Genomic DNA, 18,841 nt, shown 5'->3' with positions numbered 1-18,841 from the left:
CCACCAGTCGGTAGGGCGCTGCGTGTGTTGCCGGTCACACTGAGAGACTGGTCCCTGACCCCCACCCGTGCCCGAGGAGCCCGTCCATGCCTGTCCAGACCGTTGCCCTGCTCACCGCCGGTGGACTCGCGCCCTGCCTCTCGTCAGCGGTGGGCGGACTCATCGAGCGCTACACCGCGGTTGCGCCGGACGTGCGGATCATCGCCTACCAGAACGGGTATGCCGGCCTGCTCACCGGCCGCTCGGTGGAGGTCACGCGCGAGGTACGCGCCGGCGCGGCGCTGCTCCACCGCTTCGGGGGCTCCCCGATCGGCAACAGCCGGGTCAAGCTGACCAACGTCGCCGACTGCGTGAAGCGCGGCCTCGTCCAGGAGGGGCAGGACCCGTTGCGCGTGGCGGCCGAGCAGCTCACAAGGGACGGCGTCGATGTGCTGCACACCATCGGTGGGGACGACACGAACACGACAGCGGCCGACCTCGCCGCGTACCTCGCGGACAACGACTACCCCCTCACGGTCGTCGGGCTGCCCAAGACGATCGACAACGACATCATCCCGATCCGCCAGTCCCTCGGTGCGTGGACCGCCGCCGAGCAGGGCGCGATCTTCGCCCGCAACATCCTGGCCGAGCACTCGTCCAACCCCCGGATGCTCATCATCCATGAGGTCATGGGGCGCCACTGCGGCTGGCTCACCGCCGAGACGGCTCGCCGCCACCACGCCTGGGTGGGCGAGCAGGAGTGGCTTCCCGGCATCGGGCTCGACCCTCGCCGGTGGGACGTCCACGCCGTCTTCGTCCCCGAGTCGCCCATCGACCTGCCCGGCGAGAGTGCCCGGCTCACGTCCGTCATGGACGAGGTGGGATGCGTCAACATCTTCCTGTCCGAGGGCGCGGGCGTGAGTGAGGTCGTCGCCGAGCTCGAGGCGGCTGGGCAAGAGGTCCCTCGCGACCCCTTCGGCCACGTGCAGCTCGACAAGGTGAGCCCGGGCGCCTGGTTCGGCAAGCAGTTCGCCGAGCTGCTGGGTGCCGAGAAGGTCATGGTGCAGAAGTCCGGCTACTTCTCGCGCTCCGCCGCTGCCGGTGAGGAGGACCTCGCGCTCATCCGCCAGTGCACGGAGTATGCCGTCGACGCCGCCCTGCGCGGTGAGTCCGGTCTCGTGGGCGAGGACGAGGAACGCGGCAACGAGCTGCGGGCCGTCGAGTTCCCACGGGTGGCCGGCGGCAAGGCCTTCGACGCCTCGGTGCCGTGGTTCGCCGAGCTGCGTGCCGCGATCGGGCACGCCTGAGCGGTAGGCCTCGGAGCCCCTGACGCAGCTCGGCCCCCGGTGCCAGGGTGCACCGGGGGCCGAGACGTCAAGCTGGGTCAGCCGCGGTGGCCGTCCCCGTCGGTGTCGCGTTTCCCGCGGACGTCGGCCGCCGTGCCGCGTAGCCTGTCGCCGCTTCTGCGGTCGTCACCGTCCCACGTGGCGTCGTCGTGACCGTCGCCGAGGTCATTGTGTTGGGGGTTGTCGCGACCGACGCTGGAGTCGGCCCGGTTCTCGAGCCGGTCGTCGAGGCCGACGTCGCCGTCCGCGTCACGGTCGCCGTAGGCCGCCCGGTTCCCAGCGGCTCCCGTGCCGACCCGGTTGCCGTCCTTGTCGGTCTCGACATCGGGGTCGAGCGAGTCAGCATGGCGCAGGCGGTCGTCCCGCTCGGAGCGCACCTCTTCGGCGGACTCCCCGCGACGCTCGGCCTCGGTCTGCAGCTGCCGAGCCTTGGCGTTGGCTTCGTCCGCCTCGGCCTGCGCGCGTCGTGCCTGGGCGTCGGCCTCGTCGGCCTTGGCCTGGCGCTCGCGGAAGTCTCGGTCGTGCTGCTGTGCGTCGGTGCGGATCTCGGCAGCCTGCTCGCGGTGCTGCTCGGCGCGCCGTCCGCTCATGGCGCGCGCGACGAGCCAGATGATCACCAGCACGACGACCACCGCGATGATCCACCAGTAGATGGGTTGCATGTTCGTCCTCCTTCGGATGTGGCATGCCCGACCAGGGAGTTGGGCCTGGTCCGAACCTGCCACGAATCCGGGCCCAACGGGGGAGTGGAGGTGGGTCTCTCGGCACGTCAGGTGCCCTTTCACCCCAGGGCGGGCACACGGCATACCCGACGTCTTTCAGCCGGGTATGCCGGTTTCGCGGGTGCCGCTGTCAGCTCGGCGGCCGTTGTGCGTGCGTCTGCCGTCATCGCTCAGGAGCGCCAGGCACGGGCCGAGATACGCCCTCGCGACAGGTATCTGGAGGTGGTGACGCACCTCCTGTGAGGTGTTGACGCCCACGTCGCTGCGAAGGAGACCGCCATGACCGACCTCGCCCAGGGAACCCCCACTGGTCCCACCGCCGCACCGATCACACCGCAGCGAGTGCGCGCCAGCGCGGCGGTGCGCACCTATCGCTACCTGCGGCTGAGCCTGGTGGGGCTCGTGCTGCTGCTTCTCGGGTCGGTGTTCCTCGAGCGGTCCACCGGGATCGCTGCCAACCAGCGGCTCGGGTCGATCAGCGCGTACTACTACACCCCGTCGCGCAGCGTCTTCGTCGGCGCTCTCGTCGCCATCGGCATCAGCCTCGCGGCCATCGTCGGCCGTCGCGGTTTCGAGGACTCGGCGCTCAACATCGCCGGGATGCTGGCCCCGGTGGTCGCCTTCGTGCCGACGCCGCGAGGGGCCGGTGGAGCTCCGTGCGACCCGGACGGCCGGTGCTCGGTGCCGCCCGAGTTCGTGCCCTCTGTCGTCAACAACGTCTGGGGGCTGCTCGGCCTGGGGCTCGCCGGGATCCTCCTCGGCGCGGTCACGATCATCCGGCGCCCCGAGACATCGCGGGGCACACGGATCGGGTTCGTCGTCGTGGCCGCCACGTGGGTCGCGTTCGCGCTGTGGTTCCGGTTCGGCCGCGAGTCCTTCCTCGGTGGGGCCCACTTCGGTGCGGCCGTGCCCCTCTTCGGGCTCATGACCGGGGTTGCCTACGTGAACGCCCGCCGGGCGTCCGACCGCCGGGCTGGGGTGGCCGGGCGGGCCGCGACGTCCTACGCCACCATCTACGGCATCGTGGCCGGGGTCATGGCTGCGACCTTTGCCGTGGCCATCGTCCTCGTGGTCATGGACCAGTTCTTCGGTGGTGGGACGCCCGACGAGTGGGTGCTGTGGGTGGAGGTCGTGCTGCTCGTCTCGTTCGCCACCTTCTGGGTGGCTCAGACCTTCGACTACTGGGCGGACGGGCTCCCGGAGGAGGCCGCGACTGCGCACCCGGTGCCCAACGGCGCCCGTTGACAGCTCACGACGTGTCGCCCGTTCTCCCTGGTTTTGTCTCCACGACCTCACCGGTCAGGCCGTCGACGAGCTGGGTTCCCTCCTCGGCGGACCGCAGAGCGCGCAGCGCGATGGCCCGGCGGTCGAAGGACTGGGCCTCGGCATCGTCGCCGGGGCCACTGAGGAGCCAGCGCCGCAGCCGTGGCGTGCCTCGTGAGGGCCGCAGGGGCTCCTCCTCCCGGTCGGTCGGTGCGATGTAGCTGCCGTTCAACGCCTCCGCGAGGCCAGCCGCACGCACCCTGCCGATACCGGGATGGTCGCGCAGTCCCTCCGGCGCTGCCGCGGCTACTGCTGAGACGCTGCCGTAGGCGGCGACGAGGCTGCGGGCCATCGTCGTGGAGATGCCGGGGACGACCGAGAGCATGAGCTCGGCCTGGGCTGACGGGTGGCGCGGAGCGCGCCGCGGTCCCTCGGTGCGGATGGTCGGCGCGGCGCGCCGGGCGCGCTTGGCGAGGCGCACGATCCAGGCCGCTGTGTCTTCCGGATCCAGGCTGTGGAGCACCGTGAACCCGTCCTCGATGAGCCGGCACACCGCGCCCCGCCAGGCGTCCTCGGCGATCCAGCGCGGCTCTCCCTCGATGACGAGCACGGCTTGCGGGAACGCCGACTGCAGGCGCACCGCCTGGTCGAACAGCCTCCCGTCACGGATGGAGGCGCCCAGGTCGGTCGGACCCTTGCGCTCGACCGCGAGACCAGGGCCAAGGACGTAGTCACCGACCGGCAGGTCCACCATCTCCACGTGAAGTCCGGCCGCCACCAGAGCAGCCGGGATCGCGCTGCCCCGCTCTCGATGGTCGACCAGCACCGGACCCGTCTCGACCACCCCACGAGCCTAGCTCGCGACCTCCCCGGGTGGTGCGGCGCCGGCACCGCAGGAAGGCCCTTTGCTCTCATGAGCAAAGGGCCTTCGACCTGCGGTTTCCTGGTCGGGGTGACAGGATTTGAACCTGCGACCTCTTCGTCCCGAACGAAGCGCGCTACCAAGCTGCGCCACACCCCGTGGCAGTGTCCTCGCCCTCGCAGGCGGCGACACCAGAGGATAGCCGACGGCGACCCGCCACCCGAAATCCGATCCACGGACAGGACGGTCCCACGGGTTCAGCGACCGACCAAGGTGAGCAACGTGGCCTCCGGCCGACAGGCAAAACGCACTGGCGCATAGGGCGAGGTCCCCAGCCCGGCAGACACATGCAGGTATGCCGCGTCGCTGGGTTGCGTGGGCACGTCGCCTCCCGCTCCGGGCCACCAACGGGACACGCCCTTGGCCCGCCCGGTGTCGATGTCGCAGTTGGTGACGAGCGCCCCGTAGAACGGCAGGGCCAGCTGCCCGCCGTGGGTGTGCCCGGCCAGGACCAGCTTGGCGCCGTCGGCGGTCATGGCATCGAGCACCCGCTGGTAGGGCGCGTGCACCAGACCCAGCGTCAGCGCGACGTCGGTGGCGGCGGGAGCCGACACGGCGGCATACCGGTCGAGCTCGATGTGGGGGTCGTCGACACCGACGACCTCGACGCGGTGCGGCCCCATCGTCACGGTCGTGCGGGCATTGTCGAGGTCCAGCCAGCCGCCGCCGCGCAGGCCGGCCGTGAGGTCGTCGACCGGGAGGGTGGGCCGGGCCATGCTCGGTGCCCGCGCATGGTCACGGGTGAGGTAGCGACTGGGGTTCTTGGGCACCGGCCCGTAGCGGTCGTTGGAGCCGAGCACGAACGCCCCCGGGAATTCCATGAGCGGCTCCATCGCGCGCAGCAGGCCGGGAACGGCGTCCATGGCTGCGAGGTTGTCACCGGAGTTGACGACGAAGTCGGGTGCGAGAGAGGCGAGCTGGCGCACCCACTCGATCTTCCGACGCTGACCGGGAGTGAGGTGGAGGTCGCTCACCTGGAGGATGCGCACGGGCGCTGCCCCCGGCGGTAGCACCGGCACGTCGAAGTGGCGCACCGTGAACAGGTTGCGCTCGACGAGCCCGGCGTACGCCACGCCCGCCGCCCCGGTGGCGACGACACCGGCCGCGGTGCGCAGAACAGTCCTGGTCATCGACGTCATCGCCCCAGTATCCCGGTTGACGCTGGGTGCGAGACTGGGCCCCATGACCGACACCACTCTCAAGGACACGCTGCGAAGCGACCTCCACGACGCCATGCGCAGCAAGGACAAGGTCCGCGCCGGCACCCTGCGCATGACCCTCACCGCGATCACCAACGCCGAGGTGGCCGGGACCGAGGCCAAGGAGCTCAGCGACGACGAGGTCCTCAAGGTCATCGCCAAGGAGGCCAAGAAGCGCAAGGAGGCGTCCACGGCATACACGGGCGCCGGCCGCCTCGAGCTCGCCGCCACAGAGGACGCCGAGCTGGTCATCCTCGAGGACTACCTGCCGCAGCAGCTCGACGACGCCGAGCTCGAGCGCATCGTGCGTGCCGCCGTGGACTCGACCGGCGCGAGCAGCATGGCGCAGATGGGTCAGGTCATGAAGGCCGCGCAGGGCGAGATCGCCGGGCGCGCCGACGGTGGCCGCGTGGCCGCCATCGTCAAGCGGGTGCTGGCCGGCTGACCCAGCCCGGGACGCGTCCTGGGTCCAGCCGGGTCGAACGCAAGGGCCGGAGCGACTCGTGGGAGTCGCTCCGGCCCTTGCGTTGGGCTCACTTGGGCGTGGGAGGTGTCTTCGGACCCTTGGTCTTCGTGGCCTTGGGGGTCGGCGTCGACTGGGGCGTCGCCTTCGGCTTCGGGCGCGGCGCGGGCGGCGGCGTGTACGCCGGTGGGGTGTACGCCGGTGGGGTGTACGCCGGAGGCGTGTAGCCACGCGAGGTGAACAGCGTGATCGTGCCGCCCTTCGGTGCGCGAACGGTGGGGCTGGTGCGCGCGACACGACCCTCGCTGACCGAGCTGTCGACGCTGTCGCCGACCGTCACCTTGAAGCCGGCATCCTCGAGCTTCCCGGTGGCCGTGTCGACGCTGTCACCCACGACGTCCGGGAGCTTGATGTAGTTGCCGTTCTTGACCCTCTCGGAGGGCTCGGTGAACTTCTCGACCGGCAGCGCGTCAGTGGCAGCGTGCATGATCGCCGCCCAGACGGGCGCGGCGATCGTGCCACCGAACACCTTGGCCCGGCAGCCGTACTCGCCGAAGCACTTGTGGTTGAGGGTCAGAAGCTTGCCGTTGGCCCGCGCGGGCTTGACGTTGCCCACCCACACCGCCACGGCGCGCTGCGGCGTGTAGCCGACGAACCAGGACTGGTTGTGGTTGTCGGTGGTGCCGGTCTTGCCTGCGGCGGGCCGCTTGCTCACGTCCCACACACCCTTGGCGGTGCCACGCTTCGCCGCCAGCGGGCCCTGGAGCAGCTCGTTGACGCCGTCGGCGATGTCGGCCCGGATGACCTGCTCGCACTGCGCTGGCGGGACCTTGATGGTCTTGCCGTTCGACGTCGTGACCGACTCGATCGGCGTGGGCTCGCAGTGCATCCCGCGAGCGGCGAGGGTGGCGTATGACGAGGCCAGCGTCATCGGCGTGACCGTTCCCGCGCCGAGCGTGATGGAGGAGATCGAGGAGCTGATCGGCTTGCCGTCACCTTGGTGCAGGCCCATCCGGTCCATCGTCTCGTGGACCTTGCAGCCGCCGAGGTCGATGACGAGCTGCGCGAACGCGGTGTTGATCGACTCGGCGGTGGCCTCGGCCAGCGGCATCTTGCCGCCGCTGGTGTAGTCGTTCGACACCGGCCACGCCTCCTGGGCGTTGCAGCGGTCCTTCATCTCCTTGACCGGGAAGAGGTAGGGCTTGCCCGGGCCGGCCTCGGGAGCGTCGATGATGCCGTCGAGGGGCATGCCCGACTCGAGCGCCGTCACCAGGGCGTACATCTTGGCGGTGGAACCGAACTGGTAGCCGAACTGGCTGCCGCCGTAGCGCTGGTCGGCGTTGAGGTTCAGCTGGCTCTTGGCGAAGTTGGTCGCCTGGGCCATCGCAAGGATCTTGCCGGTGCCCGGCTCGATGACCGTGGAGGCCCCACCGAGGTTGCTCTTGTTGCCGATCGGCACGGCCTTGGTCAGCTCGCGCAGAGCCGCCTTCTGAAGCTTGGGGTCGAGCGTGGTCTTGATCGTCAGACCGCCCTGGTTGATGTTCTTGAGGCGCTCGGCCGGGGTCTTGCCCAGGACGGCCATCTGTGGCGACTTCTGGAGGTACTCCATCATGTAGGCGCAGAAGAACGGCTCGCTCGAGCGCTGGCACACCCCCTTGGGCGGCTTGCGGTTGCCGAGCATCTTGGTGACCGGGATCTTCTTGGCCGCCGCGACGTCCTTGGCGGATGCCACTCCGAGCTGCTGCATGCGGTCGAGGACCGCGTTGCGCCGCGCCTGCGAGTTCTTGGGGTTGATGACCGGGTTGAAGGTGGTGGGCTGCTGGACGATGCCGGCGAGGAGGGCGGCCTGGGCGAGGTTGAGCTTCGCGGCGCTGACGCCGAAGTAGTTCTGGGCGGCCGCCTCCACGCCGTAGGCCTGGTCGCCGTAGTAGACGAGGTTGAGGTAGCCCGCGAGGATCTGGTCCTTGGTGAAGTTGCGCTCGACGTCGAGCGCGTACTTCAGCTCCTGCAGCTTGCGGGTGTAGGTCTTGGCGACGGCGGCCTTGGCGGCCTCCTGGTCGTCGGCGCGCAGAGCGTTCTCCTGCAGCGTGATCTTGACGTACTGCTGGGTCAGCGTCGAAGCGCCCTGCACGTCACCACTCGTGGCGTTGGACACCATGGCGCGCGTGAACCCACGCACGTCGAGGCCACCGTGCTCATAGAAGCGGGAGTCCTCGATGGCGATCTGAGCCTTCTGCATCCACGGCGAGATCCGCTTGAGCGGCACGATGATGCGGTTCTCGTCATAGGGGTTGGCAATGAGGTTGCCACTCGCGTCGATGATGCGTGACTGCTGGGCCAGTGGGGAGACGGAGAACTCGCTCGGCAGGTCGTTGAAGGCCTGGACGCCGCTCTTGGTGGCACTGCCGCCGGCGCCGATGGCGGGGATGGCCAGCCCGGCCATGAGCAGCCCCATGAGGGCGCTCAGGACGACGAGCCCCGTCAGCAGACGCAGGACGTGGGAGAGATTGTGGGCGCGACCTTCCATACCAGCAGGGTAACTCGGGAAAATGTGCACCCCCGCGAGCCGCACCGGAGGCGGGGTCGGCCGCGGTTGGTGCCTAGACAGGTAACTAGTTACGATGGACTATGTAACTAGTCCCCAAAATCGTCATGGTGCATGTTTCACCTACTGCCTAGTTTTCGGGTAGCGCCAGTCGGGAGGGACGGGCCTCAGCCAAGGGACAGAAGGCATGACGATCACCGCAGTACCACTTCCCCAGTACAGCCAGAACACGTCCGACTGGTCGACGCGCGGCACGTGCGTCGGGACCGACCCGGACGCACTGTTCGTCCAGGGCAAGGAGCAGCGCACCGCCAAGGTCGTGTGCCGCGATTGCCCGGTCGCACTCGAGTGCCTGGCCGATGCGCTCGACAACCGCACCGAGTTCGGTGTCTGGGGTGGGATGACCGAGCGCGAGCGCCGCGCCCTCCTCCGTCGCCACCCGGCAGTGCGCTCCTGGAGCCAGGTCCTCAGCAAGACCATGGGCCGCGCCACGCTCTGACAGCGCCCGTATGCCGGGTCGCCACCTTGTGTGGCGCCCGACCGGTCCGTGCGGACCAGGTCTCCCACCGGGCAGGGCGAGGTGTCAGCCGGCAAGCAGCCGGCCCACCTCGCGCAGCCCGTCGAGATCGTGGACGTCGGTGGCCGAGGCGGCCACGGTCGAGATCCGCACGTCGGGATGGGACGCGGCGAACCGCGTGACGACGGCAGTCTGCCTGGCCGAGGTCGACGCCAGGTCCGAGTGCAGGAGCAGCAGGCCAGCGGTCAGGGTGTCGTCGGCGCCCTGCTCGGCGAGCTGCTCGGCACCGTCCTCGGCGCGGGAGGCGGTGAGCGCTGCTGCACCGAGCGACTGGAGACGGTTCACGACGACCCCGGCGAGCGGCATACGCTCCTCGCCCAGCCGGTCGACGAAGAAGGCCGCCTCACGCAACGCGTCACGATCTGGGGACGCGACGACGACGAAGGCCGTCGTGTGCTCCTTGAGCAACGCGTAGGTGACGTCAGCGCGCTCACGGAACCCGCCGAACATCGTGTCGAGCGCGGCCACGAAGGTCTGCACGTCCTGCAGCATCTGCCCACCGAGCACCCGGCTCAGCGTGCGCTGCGCCAGGTCCACGCCGACGCTGAACACCTTGAGATAGGCGCGGCCACCGGCCTTGGCCGGCGCCATGAGCAGCCGCACGAAGCGGCCGTCGAGGAAGGACCCCAGCCGCTTGGGCGCGTCCAGGAAGTCGAGCGCAGAGCGTGAGGGCGGCGTGTCCACGACGATGAGGTCCCACGTGCCCTCGCGCTCGGCCTGCGCGCGCAGCTGACCGAGCTTCTCCATCGCCATGTACTCCTGCGTGCCCGCGAACGAGCTCGACACCGCTTGGTAGAAGGGGTTGGCGAGGATCTGGGCGGCCTTGTCGGGAGGGGAGTGCGCCTCGACGACCTCGTCGAAGGTCCGCTTCATGTCGAGCATCATCGCGTCGAGGGAGCCGCCGGCGGCCAGGTCGACCCCGGCCACCGGGCGCGGGGTGTTGTCGAGCTCGACGAGGCCGAGTGCCTGCGCCAGGCGGCGCGCTGGGTCGATGGTGAGGACGACGACCTTGCGACCCGACTCGGCAGCGCGGATGCCGAGGGCCGCAGCGGTGGTGGTCTTGCCGACGCCGCCGGCGCCGCAGCAGACGATGATGCCGACATCGGGGTCGGCGAGCAGTGCGTCGACGTCGAGGCGCGGGTGCTCGGGACTCGTGCGAGCGGCCATCAGAGGGCTCCCTGCTCGATCAGCTCGTCGGCGAGGACGGCGATGCCCCCGCCCTCGATGCCGCCCACGAGGGCGGGCAGCTCGATGACCGGACGCCCGGCGTCGGCGATCTCGCGGGCCATTTCGTCCTGGAGCTCGAGGCGTTGGGCGTGGTCGCGCCCCTCGCTGATCAGGCCCTTGACCATCGGGTTGGTCGGCCGCAGCCCAGCGGTGGTGAGCTCGGTCCGCAGGAGGGCGTCGAGGTCGTCGTCGGAGCCCTGCAGGGCCGTGAGGTGGGCGGGCGTGAGGTGGGACTCGCGGATCTGGTTGACGAGAATCGCGCCGAGGTGGAGCCCGACCGCCTCGAGGTCGCGCAGTCCGTCGAGGCTCTCCTGCACGGGCATCTCCTCGAGGAGGGTCACCATGTGCACGAGGGTGCGGCTGTCGTGCAGCATGCGGGTGATCGAGTCGGCCTGGCTCTTGATCGGGCCCATCTTGGCGACGTCGGCGACCCCGGCGTTGACGTTGAGGAAGCGCACGGCCCGGCCGGTGGGCGGTGCGTCGAGGACGACCGCGTCGTAGTGCAGACCGCCCTTGGTCCCCTTGGTGGCCTTGCTGCCGCCGCGTCCGCCCTGCGGTCGACCCGCTGCCTCGTAGACCTTGCCGATCAGGAGCACGTCACGCACGCCCGGCGCGATCGTCGTCGCGAAGTCGATGGCGCCGATCTTCTCGAGCGCCGAGCCGGCCCGGCCGAGCTTGTAGAAGAGCTGGAGGTACTCGAGCAGGGCCACCTTGGCGTCGACCGACAGGGCCCACAGCTCACCGCCGCTCGGGTGGGTGACGAGCTTGACCTCGTCGGTGCCCAGGGGTGCGACGTCGAAGGTCTGCGAGAGTCCCTGCCGACCCTCGACCTCGACGACGAGCACGCGCTTGCCGGTCGCAGCGAGGGCCAGGGCGAGGGCACTGGCCACGGTCGTCTTGCCGACCCCTCCCTTCCCGGTGACGATGTGCAGCCGGGCTGCGCCGAGGTCGGTGGAGGGGGCGGGTGAGGGCACGGTGCCAGCCTACGGGGGCTCCACTAGGGTGGGCGACATGCAGACTTGGGAGTACGCAACGGTGCCGCTGATGATCCACGCGACCAAGCAGATCCTCGACCAGTGGGGCGAGGACGGCTGGGAGCTCGTGCAGGTCCTGACCGGTCCTGACGGCAACGGCCTCGTGGCCTACTTCAAGCGTCCGAAGGGAGCCTGACCATGAGTGCAGTCGAAGACCGTCTCGCCGAGCTCGGCCTCACCGTCCCCGACGTCGCGGCGCCCGTCGCGGCCTACGTCCCCGCCGTGCAGGACGGCTCGCGCATCTTCACCTCCGGCCAGCTGCCGATGGTTGCGGGCTCGCTCGCCGAGACAGGCAAGGTCGGCGACGGTGACGGCCACGTCACGCCCGAGCGGGCCAAGGAGCTGGCGCAGGTCTGCGCACTGAACGCCATCGCCGCCGTGAAGTCGGTCGTCGGCGACCTCGACAAGGTCGTGCGCGTCGTCAAGGTTGTGGGCTTCGTCGCCTCCGACCCCGCGTTCACCGGCCAGCCCGGCGTCATCAACGGTGCCAGCGAGCTGCTCGGCAAGGCGTTCGGCGACAAGGGCGTCCACGCGCGCTCGGCCGTCGGTGTGGCGGTCCTCCCGCTCGACGCGCCCGTCGAGGTCGAGATCATCGTCCACGTCGCCGACTGACTCGTCCCCAACTCACCAATTCCCCCGTTGGGGACAGGACACGCAGGTATGCCGTCACGCGACTTCCCTACCCCCCTCTCGCAGGCGTGGGTCGACAATGCCCGCGCGTGGTTGGCCTCTCCCGGTGAGCCGTTGGTGCCCCGGGGCGCCTCGACCGTGATGGTCGTGCGGGACTCGAGCGACGGGCCGATGGTGTTCGTGCAGCGCCGGGTGTCGTCGATGGCCTTTGCCCCGTCGATGTTCGTCTTCCCCGGTGGAGGTGTCGACGCGCAGGACGGGTCAGCTGACCTCGACCCGGCTGAGGTCGCGAGGTTGGCCGAGCGGATGCAGCTCACGGCCCAGGAGGCCACGCCGCTGCTGGCGGCCGCTCTGCGCGAGGTCGAGGAGGAGTGTGGGTTGCGCCTCGACGTCGCCGACCTCGTCCCTCGCGCCCACTGGGTCACGCCGCCCTTCGAGAAGCGCCGCTACGACACGTGGTTCTTCGCTGCCCCCATGCCTCACGGGCAGGAGGCGCTCGGCACCACGACCGAGACCGACCACGACGCCTGGGTCACCCCGAAAAGTCTCCTCACGGCATACGCCGAAGGCAGGGCCGTGATGCTGCCACCCACGGTGGTGGCGCTCGAGCAGCTGGCCAGGTTTGGTTCGGTTGCCGACTTCCTGGCCGACGCCCCACTCCTCACCGTGGTCTCGCCCGAGCTCGTCGACCTCGGCGACCGCCTGGTCATGCGCTCCGACATCCCCTGACCGAGCACCGGCCGCGGCAAACCAGGGCCGAACACGCTGTGGCCGTGCTCAGAGTCGCTGGAAATGCAGGCGCCGAGAGTCGATTGCCGTGGCTCGTGCTCAGGCTGCCCGCGGGAGAACGTGCTTGGGGCAGGCGGGCTTATTTGTCCCGGCTCGGTGGGCCAGCCACGCCAAGAGGGTCCAGCGCAGCCACTCCTGCTCGAACATGACGTCCTCGTAGGCGTAACGCAGGGACGTCCAGCCGAACACGGCGAACTCGGTGTGGCGCACGCAGTCCCGTCGCAACCCTTTGCGGGTCCCATGAGTCTCGTAGCCCTCTGCCTCGACGATGAGCAGGAGGTCCTCGTTGCCCAGGTCGACGACGGCAAACATCCCCGACTCGGCCACCTGAAGCTGTGGCGTCAGCTCAAGTCCGACCTCAATGGTCAGCGCGCGCAGCACGGACTCGAGGGGATTGGCCGCCTTGGCGCTCGCGTGCCGGGCGACTCTGCGGACCTGCACCGAGCCCGGACCCGCCGCCTTCGCCGCAGCGGCCCGGAGCTCATCTCGATCGACCTTGCCCGATCGCAGGGCAGAGTCCGCGACGGTCAGGGCCTCATCGAACGGCAGGGTCCGGGCGCAGTCGAGCACAGTGCGTAGCGGCGTGGTCACGCGATCTCGGGACTCGTCGGGCCCAACGTCGCTGCGGTGGACGTGAACGCCAGCGGTGTCACAGTCCAGGGCGCCGCGCTTGCGAGGGATGGTCACCCACGTGTCCGTCGGGACGGTCTTGACCTTCCAGCCGTGGTGCAGGGCTGCGCTGAGATGGCTCAGGTGCCCGTCGAGCCGGACCGCATGCTGCAGGGCCTTGGCCGTCGTGGGTGCGGTGAACCGAAATCGACCGACCTTGACGACTGACCCCTCGACCACGGCACGCTCGATGGCACGGCGGGGGTGGACCTTGCGCAACTCACGCCGGGTCGCCCACCCACCCAAGCGCTCGATCGTCTGTGCCACTGACATTCGCTCAGCCTGACTCACATCGCTGCACCCGCTGTCTGGTTTTCCACAGGACGGGCCGGGCCTGGAGCGCGGCAAAGCCACCAGAGCCAAGAGGGGTTCGTGCTCAGGAAGGGCCAGAGAGCCGAGGATCGCCAGTGTTTGCCGCGCCCGGTGTGCACCGGGTGGGAGGGTGGGGGGATGAGTGAGAACGCGTGGGCCGGCGGGCAGATCACGACCCGGGCGCACTGCGTCCTCGCCCCCAACCCGGGGGCCATGACGCTCGACGGCACGAACACCTGGGTCCTCATGGAGCCGGGCGGCACCGAGGCCGTCGTCATCGACCCCGGTCCGCTCGACGAGGGTCACCTGCAGCGCGTATGCCGCGTGGTCGCCGATGCCGGCGCTCGCGTCACCCAGACGGTGCTCACCCACGGGCACCACGACCACGCCGAGGCGGCCCCGCGATTCGCCGAGCTCACGAGCAGCCGGATCCGGGCCGTCGGCCGCGGCCACGACGACCTCGCCGACGGTGACGTCCTCCGAGCCGGGGCCCTCGAGGTGCGCGTCGTTGCCACCCCCGGCCACACGAGCGACTCGGTCTCGTTCGCGCTCGAGGCCGACTCTGCCCTGCTGACCGGCGACACGGTTCTCGGCCGGGGCACCACGGTGGTCGCGCACCCGGACGGTGAGCTCGCGGCATACCTCGCGTCGTTGGAACGCATCGCCGACCTGACGGGCAACGGAGAGGTGAGCAGCATCCTGCCCGGCCACGGTCCCGCGCTTTGGGACGCCTCAGCGATGGTTGCGTTCTATCGCACCCACCGCCGGGAGCGGCTCGAGCAAGTGCGTCAGGCGCTCAGCGACGGTGCGGCGCAGGAACCCGACAAGGTCGAAGGTGTGCTGCAGCGGGTCTATGCGGACGTGCCGCGCGAGGTCTGGCCAGCGGCGCGGATGAGCATCCGCGCCCAGCTCGACTACCTGGGTGTGCGCTGAGGCTCAGCGGGCGCGCCGCTGCAAGCGCTCCATGTCCTGCACGAGCACAGCGCGGGCCTCGAGCTTGAGCCAGCCGCGGGTGGCGAAGTCGGCGAGCGCCTTGTTGACTGTCTCGCGCGAGGCGCCGACGAGCTGGGCGAGCTCCTCCTGGGTCAGGTCGTGGCTGACCATGACGCCGCCGTCGACCGGACGACCGAAGCGGCCGGCGAGGTCGATCAGGGCCTTGGCGACCCGGCCGGGGACGTCGGTGAACACGAGGTCCGCGAGCGACTCGTTGGTGCGACGCAGGCGCTTGGCCAGGGCCGCGAGCAGCGTGGTGCCGACGCCGGGTCGCTCCTCGAGGAAGGACTTGAGCTGCTCGTGGGTGAAGCCGACGATCTGGGTCTCGGCCACGGCCGTCGCGGTGGCGGTGCGGGGTCCGGGGTCGAACAGGCTGAGCTCACCGAACATCTCGCCCGGACCGAGGATTGCAAGGAGGTTCTCGCGGCCGTCGGGGGAGGAGCGGCCGAGCTTGATCTTGCCCTCGCCGATGACGTAGAGCCGGTCGCCCGCGTCGCCCTCGTGGAACAGCACGTCCCCCCGCTCCATGTGCTGGGGCGTCATGGACGCGATCAGGCTCTCGGCGGCCTCGTCATCGAGGGCCGCGAAGAGCGGGGCTTTGCGCACGACGTCGTGGTTCACGGCCACAGTGTGACACGAGCGGTGGGAGCGACGGCGGTGCCGCGGTGGTCGGGCCGTCGTCGGTGCGCCGCCGTAGTGTGGCTGCGTGCCTGCCACCACTGCTTCGTATGCTGCTCTGTCACCTGTCGCTCGCACGCGCCGGGCCCGACGGATCTATCGAGCGCTGGTCGACCGCTACCCCTATGCCCACGCCGAGCTCGACTTCGAGACCCCGCTGCAGCTGCTCGTCGCGACGGTGCTGTCCGCCCAGACCACCGACATCACGGTCAACAAGGTGACACCGACGTTGTTCTCCCGGTGGCCGACCGCCGAGGCGCTCGCGGCGGCGGACCGCGCCGAGATGGAGGCCGTGCTCAAGCCGACCGGGTTCTTCCGGGCCAAGACCAACTCGGTCATCACGCTGAGCCAGGCGCTCGTGGACCGGTTCGGCGGTGAGGTCCCCGGACGCCTCCAGGACCTCGTGACGCTGCCCGGGGTGGGACGCAAGACGGCCAACGTCGTGCTCGGGAACGCCTTCGGGGTGCCGGGCATCACCGTCGACACCCACTTCGGCCGGCTGGCGCGGCGCTTCGGCTGGACCGAGGAGACCGACCCGGTCAAGGTCGAGCACGCCGTCGGTGCGCTGTTCCCGCGCAAGGACTGGGTCATGCTCAGCCACGTCCTGATCTTCCACGGCAGGCGCACGTGCCACGCCCGCCGGCCCGCCTGTGGTGCCTGCCCGGTGTCCCAGTGGTGTCCTGCCTTCGGCGAGGGTGAGACCGACCCGACGAGGGCGCTCACGCTGCTCAAGTACGAGCTGGCTCCGGGCGCCGAGCTCCCCGACCCGCCGCCCGGGCGCCTGCAGGGGGAGCAGGGAGGGCCGGCGTGAGCACCGGTGCGCCTCGTCCCGAGTGGATGGCCCGGGTGCTGAGGACCGTCGAGGAGGAGGCGCACGAGGCGTTCGCTGCGTTCGCCCCGCCGGTCGACCCGGAGCGGGTGTCGGCCGTGCTCATGTTGTTCTCGCCCTCCGTCGACGGTGGCCACGACGTCGTGCTCACGGCGCGCTCGCGGGACCTGCGCGCCCACCCCGGGCAGGTGTCGTTCCCCGGAGGTCGGGTCGACGAGGGTGACGCCGGTCCCGTCGAGGCCGCGCTGCGCGAGACGCAGGAGGAGGTCGGTGTCGATCCGGCGAGCGTCGACGTCGTGGGGTCGATGCCCCCGCTGTTCCTCAGCCCGAGTGGCAACGCGGTGACGCCGGTGCTCGCCTGGTGGCCGACACCGGGCGAGGTTCGGGTGGTCGACCCCGGTGAGGTCGAGCGGGTGGGGCGCGTGCCCGTGGCGGAGCTGCTGGACCCCGCCCGACGTTTCACTGTCGCGCACCCCTCGGGCTACCGAGGGCCGGGGTTCGAGGCCGGTGGCCTCTTCGTCTGGGGCTTCACCGCCATGCTGCTCTCCGCGGTCTTCGACCTGGCGGGGCTGACGCAGCTCTGGGACCCCAAGGTCGAGCGGCCCATCCCCGAGCACGTGCTGTCGGACTGGATGCGCAAGCGCCCCTGAAGGACCGGCGTCGTGCCCCGCTGGGACACGACGCGGCTGCGCTCCTCGTGCCCAGCGGGGGACGACGCCGCAGTCCGTGGCCTCGGGGTGTCAGGACTTGAGGGTGGCGATCGTCTGCTGGGCCTCGGCGATGGCGCGCTTCGGTGCCGGCTTGGCCTTGGCCAGAGCCTTCTTGCCGAGCAGCCCGAGCACCGCCGCGACGATGAAGAGCACCAGGGTCACGATGCCGTAGCCGGCCCAGACGGGAAGCCACTCGCCGATCACGCGGGCGATGGTGTGGAACAGGAAGACCACACCGAGGAGCCCCATGAACGCCGCCCCACCCAGCAGGCCGGCGCCCTTGCCCATGACCTTGGCGCCCGAGGACACCTCGGCCTTGGCGAGAGCGATCTCGCTGCGGACGATGCCCTGCACGTCGTGGGTGGCATCGGCGACAAGCTGGCCGATGGTCCGCTCGGGTCCGGTTTCGGTTGTCATGCTTTCACCTTCGCAGGTCAGGAGGTATCAGTGGAACTGTGTCGACCCTACCGAGTGGTCCCGGGCCGATGTGGCCCGTCCACCCCTGAGCGTTCCTGGAAGGTGTCGGGGATGCCGTCCGCGTCGGCATCGACCGAGTCCTCCTGCTGGATCCGGCGATAGACGGTGTTGCGTCGCCGGAGGACGATCGAGGCCAGGATCGCGGCCAGGACGGACCCGGCGATGACGGCCAGCTTGGCGTGCTCGTCGCGCGGGGATCCGGGGCCGAACGCCAGCTCTCCGACGAGCAACGAGACGGTGAAGCCCACCCCCGTGAGCAGCGACAGGCCCAGCACGTCGCTCCACGAGAGGTCGGCGTCGAGCTCGGCCCGGGTGAAGCGGGCCATGACGAAGGTGCTGCCGAAGACCCCGATGAGCTTGCCGCCGACGAGGGCGATGACGATACCGAGGGCCACCGGGTCACGCAGCGCCCCACTGGCGCCGCCACCGACGATGCTCACGCCGGAGGCGAAGAACGCGAAGACGGGCACGGCAAGTCCGGCGGACAGCGGCCGGAGCCGGTGCTCGAGCCGCTCGGCGACGTCGGTGTCGGCCGCGAGGGTGGAGACGGTGGGCACGCTGGCCCGCGGCTTGACCGGCACGACCAGGCCCAGCAGCACCCCGGCGACCGTCGCGTGGATCCCCGAGGCATGGACGAGCGTCCACGTCGCGAACGCCAGCGGGAGCAGGAGCCACACGATGACGATGCGACGCTGCACGAGGAAGGCGAACAGGCCCAAGGGGATGACGGCCAGCAGCAACGAGACGACGTCGAGGCCCGAGGTGTAGAAGATGGCGATGATCGTGATGGCGATGAGGTCGTCGACGACGGCGAGCGTCAGCAGGAACGAGCGCAGCCCCGACGGCAGGTGCGAACCGATGACGGCGAGCACCGCCAGGGCGAACGCGATGTCGGTGGCCGTCGGGATGGCCCAGCCCCGCAACCCCTCGCGATCGCCGGCCGCCATCACGGTCAGCGTGAACAGGAGTGCGGGCACGGCGACCCCGGCCGCCGCCGCGATGACCGGGACCGCGGCCTTGGCCGGTGAACGCAGGTCCCCGACGAGGAACTCGCGCTTGAGCTCGAGCCCGGCCACGAAGAAGAAGATGGCGAGCAGCCCGTCCGCGGCCCACTGCCCCAGGGACAGGTCGAGATGCCACGGCTCGAACCCCACGCGCAGGTCGCGGAGCGCCGTGTAGGCGTCGCGCCACGGCGAGTTGGCCCAGATGAGGGCGACGACGGCGGCCCCGAGGAGGATCGCCCCGCCGACCGTCTCGGTACGCAGGGCCCTGGTGACGCGCTGGGCCTCGGACCAGGTGGGCCGCCGGAAGAGGCGATCGCGGTGCCGGGGGGAGATCATGGGGCCTTTCGGGGTCGGAGACAACGTTGCCGACCAGACTTCCCGGCGCACCTCCGGAGAAGATTACCGTCTGTATGCCGTCCGGCTCGGTGCCGATCCATCTGCGCGTTCCTCTGTCGCGCAGTCACCGGCGAGAG

20 protein-coding genes and 1 tRNA gene are annotated in these 18,841 nt (G+C 70.3%); 10 read left to right on the top strand and 11 right to left on the bottom strand.

Annotated features, from left to right (window positions below):
* Nucleotides 1-86: 86 nt before the first annotated feature.
* Nucleotides 87-1,286, top strand: a complete 1,200-nt coding sequence (locus ASG74_RS08675) for a pyrophosphate--fructose-6-phosphate 1-phosphotransferase (protein WP_056141559.1) — start codon at nucleotides 87-89, stop codon at nucleotides 1,284-1,286.
* Nucleotides 1,287-1,363: 77 nt separating this feature from the next.
* Here ASG74_RS08675 and ASG74_RS08670 read toward each other — a convergent pair whose 3' ends face one another.
* Nucleotides 1,364-1,987, bottom strand: a complete 624-nt coding sequence (locus tag ASG74_RS08670) for a hypothetical protein (RefSeq protein ID WP_056141555.1) — start codon at nucleotides 1,985-1,987, stop codon at nucleotides 1,364-1,366.
* A 339-nt stretch (nucleotides 1,988-2,326) separates the two neighbouring features.
* Here ASG74_RS08670 and ASG74_RS08665 point away from each other — a divergent pair, with 339 nt between their 5' ends.
* On the top strand, nucleotides 2,327-3,292 hold the full coding sequence (locus tag ASG74_RS08665; RefSeq protein WP_056141552.1) for a hypothetical protein: 966 nt from the start codon (nucleotides 2,327-2,329) through the stop codon (nucleotides 3,290-3,292).
* A 4-nt stretch (nucleotides 3,293-3,296) separates the two neighbouring features.
* On the opposite strand, the gene ASG74_RS08660 is transcribed toward ASG74_RS08665, so the two are convergent.
* The 3 genes from ASG74_RS08660 to ASG74_RS08650 form a co-directional block, all read right to left on the bottom strand.
* Nucleotides 3,297-4,154 carry an ERCC4 domain-containing protein gene (locus ASG74_RS08660; RefSeq protein WP_056141550.1) on the bottom strand — a complete coding sequence of 286 codons (858 nt, stop codon included), beginning with the start codon at nucleotides 4,152-4,154 and terminating at the stop codon, nucleotides 3,297-3,299.
* Nucleotides 4,155-4,254: 100 nt separating this feature from the next.
* Nucleotides 4,255-4,331, bottom strand: a tRNA-Pro gene (locus ASG74_RS08655).
* 98 nt (nucleotides 4,332-4,429) lie between these two features.
* The gene (locus ASG74_RS08650; RefSeq protein WP_056141546.1) at nucleotides 4,430-5,371 is read right to left on the bottom strand and encodes a metallophosphoesterase; all 942 of its coding nucleotides are present in this window, start codon (nucleotides 5,369-5,371) and stop codon (nucleotides 4,430-4,432) included.
* A 43-nt stretch (nucleotides 5,372-5,414) separates the two neighbouring features.
* Between ASG74_RS08650 and ASG74_RS08645 the strand changes: the two genes are divergently transcribed.
* Nucleotides 5,415-5,876: a GatB/YqeY domain-containing protein gene (locus tag ASG74_RS08645; RefSeq protein ID WP_056141545.1), complete on the top strand. Its 462-nt coding sequence runs from the start codon at nucleotides 5,415-5,417 to the stop codon at nucleotides 5,874-5,876.
* An 88-nt stretch (nucleotides 5,877-5,964) separates the two neighbouring features.
* Here the strand turns inward: ASG74_RS08645 and ASG74_RS08640 are convergent, their stop codons facing one another.
* Nucleotides 5,965-8,421 carry a transglycosylase domain-containing protein gene (locus ASG74_RS08640; RefSeq protein WP_082569605.1) on the bottom strand — a complete coding sequence of 819 codons (2,457 nt, stop codon included), beginning with the start codon at nucleotides 8,419-8,421 and terminating at the stop codon, nucleotides 5,965-5,967.
* A 205-nt stretch (nucleotides 8,422-8,626) separates the two neighbouring features.
* Here ASG74_RS08640 and ASG74_RS08635 point away from each other — a divergent pair, with 205 nt between their 5' ends.
* Nucleotides 8,627-8,938, top strand: coding sequence for a WhiB family transcriptional regulator (locus tag ASG74_RS08635; RefSeq protein ID WP_056141542.1), 312 nt, complete (start codon nucleotides 8,627-8,629; stop codon nucleotides 8,936-8,938).
* An 84-nt stretch (nucleotides 8,939-9,022) separates the two neighbouring features.
* On the opposite strand, the gene ASG74_RS08630 is transcribed toward ASG74_RS08635, so the two are convergent.
* Together ASG74_RS08630 and ASG74_RS08625 are read right to left on the bottom strand one after the other, a co-directional pair.
* Nucleotides 9,023-10,183, bottom strand: a complete 1,161-nt coding sequence (locus ASG74_RS08630) for an ArsA family ATPase (RefSeq protein ID WP_056141538.1) — start codon at nucleotides 10,181-10,183, stop codon at nucleotides 9,023-9,025.
* Nucleotides 10,183-11,217, bottom strand: a complete 1,035-nt coding sequence (locus ASG74_RS08625) for an ArsA family ATPase (protein WP_056141535.1) — start codon at nucleotides 11,215-11,217, stop codon at nucleotides 10,183-10,185. The genes ASG74_RS08630 and ASG74_RS08625 overlap by 1 nt, the downstream gene beginning before the upstream one ends.
* A gap of 37 nt (nucleotides 11,218-11,254) precedes the next feature.
* Between ASG74_RS08625 and ASG74_RS17170 the strand changes: the two genes are divergently transcribed.
* From ASG74_RS17170 to ASG74_RS08615, 3 genes are read left to right on the top strand one after another with little or no spacing between them, the layout of a single operon-like run.
* The gene (locus tag ASG74_RS17170; RefSeq protein ID WP_156465334.1) at nucleotides 11,255-11,413 is read left to right on the top strand and encodes a DUF4177 domain-containing protein; all 159 of its coding nucleotides are present in this window, start codon (nucleotides 11,255-11,257) and stop codon (nucleotides 11,411-11,413) included.
* A gap of 2 nt (nucleotides 11,414-11,415) precedes the next feature.
* A complete protein-coding gene (locus tag ASG74_RS08620) occupies nucleotides 11,416-11,889 on the top strand; it encodes a RidA family protein (RefSeq protein ID WP_056141532.1) in 474 nt (157 codons plus the stop codon).
* A 48-nt stretch (nucleotides 11,890-11,937) separates the two neighbouring features.
* Nucleotides 11,938-12,636, top strand: coding sequence for an NUDIX hydrolase (locus ASG74_RS08615; protein ID WP_056141529.1), 699 nt, complete (start codon nucleotides 11,938-11,940; stop codon nucleotides 12,634-12,636).
* A 99-nt stretch (nucleotides 12,637-12,735) separates the two neighbouring features.
* Here the strand turns inward: ASG74_RS08615 and ASG74_RS08610 are convergent, their stop codons facing one another.
* Complete coding sequence (locus ASG74_RS08610) at nucleotides 12,736-13,638, bottom strand: hypothetical protein (RefSeq protein WP_056141528.1); 903 nt, start codon at nucleotides 13,636-13,638, stop codon at nucleotides 12,736-12,738.
* A gap of 177 nt (nucleotides 13,639-13,815) precedes the next feature.
* Between ASG74_RS08610 and ASG74_RS08605 the strand changes: the two genes are divergently transcribed.
* Entirely contained in the window at nucleotides 13,816-14,610 is a 795-nt protein-coding gene (locus ASG74_RS08605; RefSeq protein WP_056141525.1) for an MBL fold metallo-hydrolase, read from the top strand.
* A 3-nt stretch (nucleotides 14,611-14,613) separates the two neighbouring features.
* Here the strand turns inward: ASG74_RS08605 and ASG74_RS08600 are convergent, their stop codons facing one another.
* Nucleotides 14,614-15,291 (bottom strand): Crp/Fnr family transcriptional regulator, encoded by a 678-nt coding sequence (locus ASG74_RS08600; protein ID WP_056143381.1) that lies wholly within the window; start codon nucleotides 15,289-15,291, stop codon nucleotides 14,614-14,616.
* A gap of 85 nt (nucleotides 15,292-15,376) precedes the next feature.
* Between ASG74_RS08600 and nth the strand changes: the two genes are divergently transcribed.
* Together nth and ASG74_RS08590 are read left to right on the top strand one after the other, a co-directional pair.
* Nucleotides 15,377-16,159, top strand: coding sequence for an endonuclease III (gene nth / locus ASG74_RS08595; protein WP_056141522.1), 783 nt, complete (start codon nucleotides 15,377-15,379; stop codon nucleotides 16,157-16,159).
* Nucleotides 16,156-16,827, top strand: coding sequence for an NUDIX hydrolase (locus tag ASG74_RS08590; protein ID WP_327034683.1), 672 nt, complete (start codon nucleotides 16,156-16,158; stop codon nucleotides 16,825-16,827). Before nth ends, ASG74_RS08590 begins: the two co-directional genes overlap by 4 nt.
* Nucleotides 16,828-16,917: 90 nt before the next feature.
* On the opposite strand, the gene ASG74_RS08585 is transcribed toward ASG74_RS08590, so the two are convergent.
* Entirely contained in the window at nucleotides 16,918-17,304 is a 387-nt protein-coding gene (locus ASG74_RS08585; protein ID WP_056141518.1) for a phage holin family protein, read from the bottom strand.
* Nucleotides 17,305-17,351: 47 nt separating this feature from the next.
* The gene (gene nhaA / locus ASG74_RS08580) at nucleotides 17,352-18,704 is read right to left on the bottom strand and encodes a Na+/H+ antiporter NhaA (protein WP_056141517.1); all 1,353 of its coding nucleotides are present in this window, start codon (nucleotides 18,702-18,704) and stop codon (nucleotides 17,352-17,354) included.
* Nucleotides 18,705-18,841 lie beyond the last annotated feature (137 nt).

Origin of the sequence: Knoellia sp. Soil729, from assembly GCF_001427985.1 — a bacterium.
Classification (GTDB): domain Bacteria; phylum Actinomycetota; class Actinomycetes; order Actinomycetales; family Dermatophilaceae; genus Knoellia.
The sequence above is the reverse complement of the archived record's forward strand: the minus strand, read 5'-3'. Positions and strand labels throughout refer to the sequence as shown.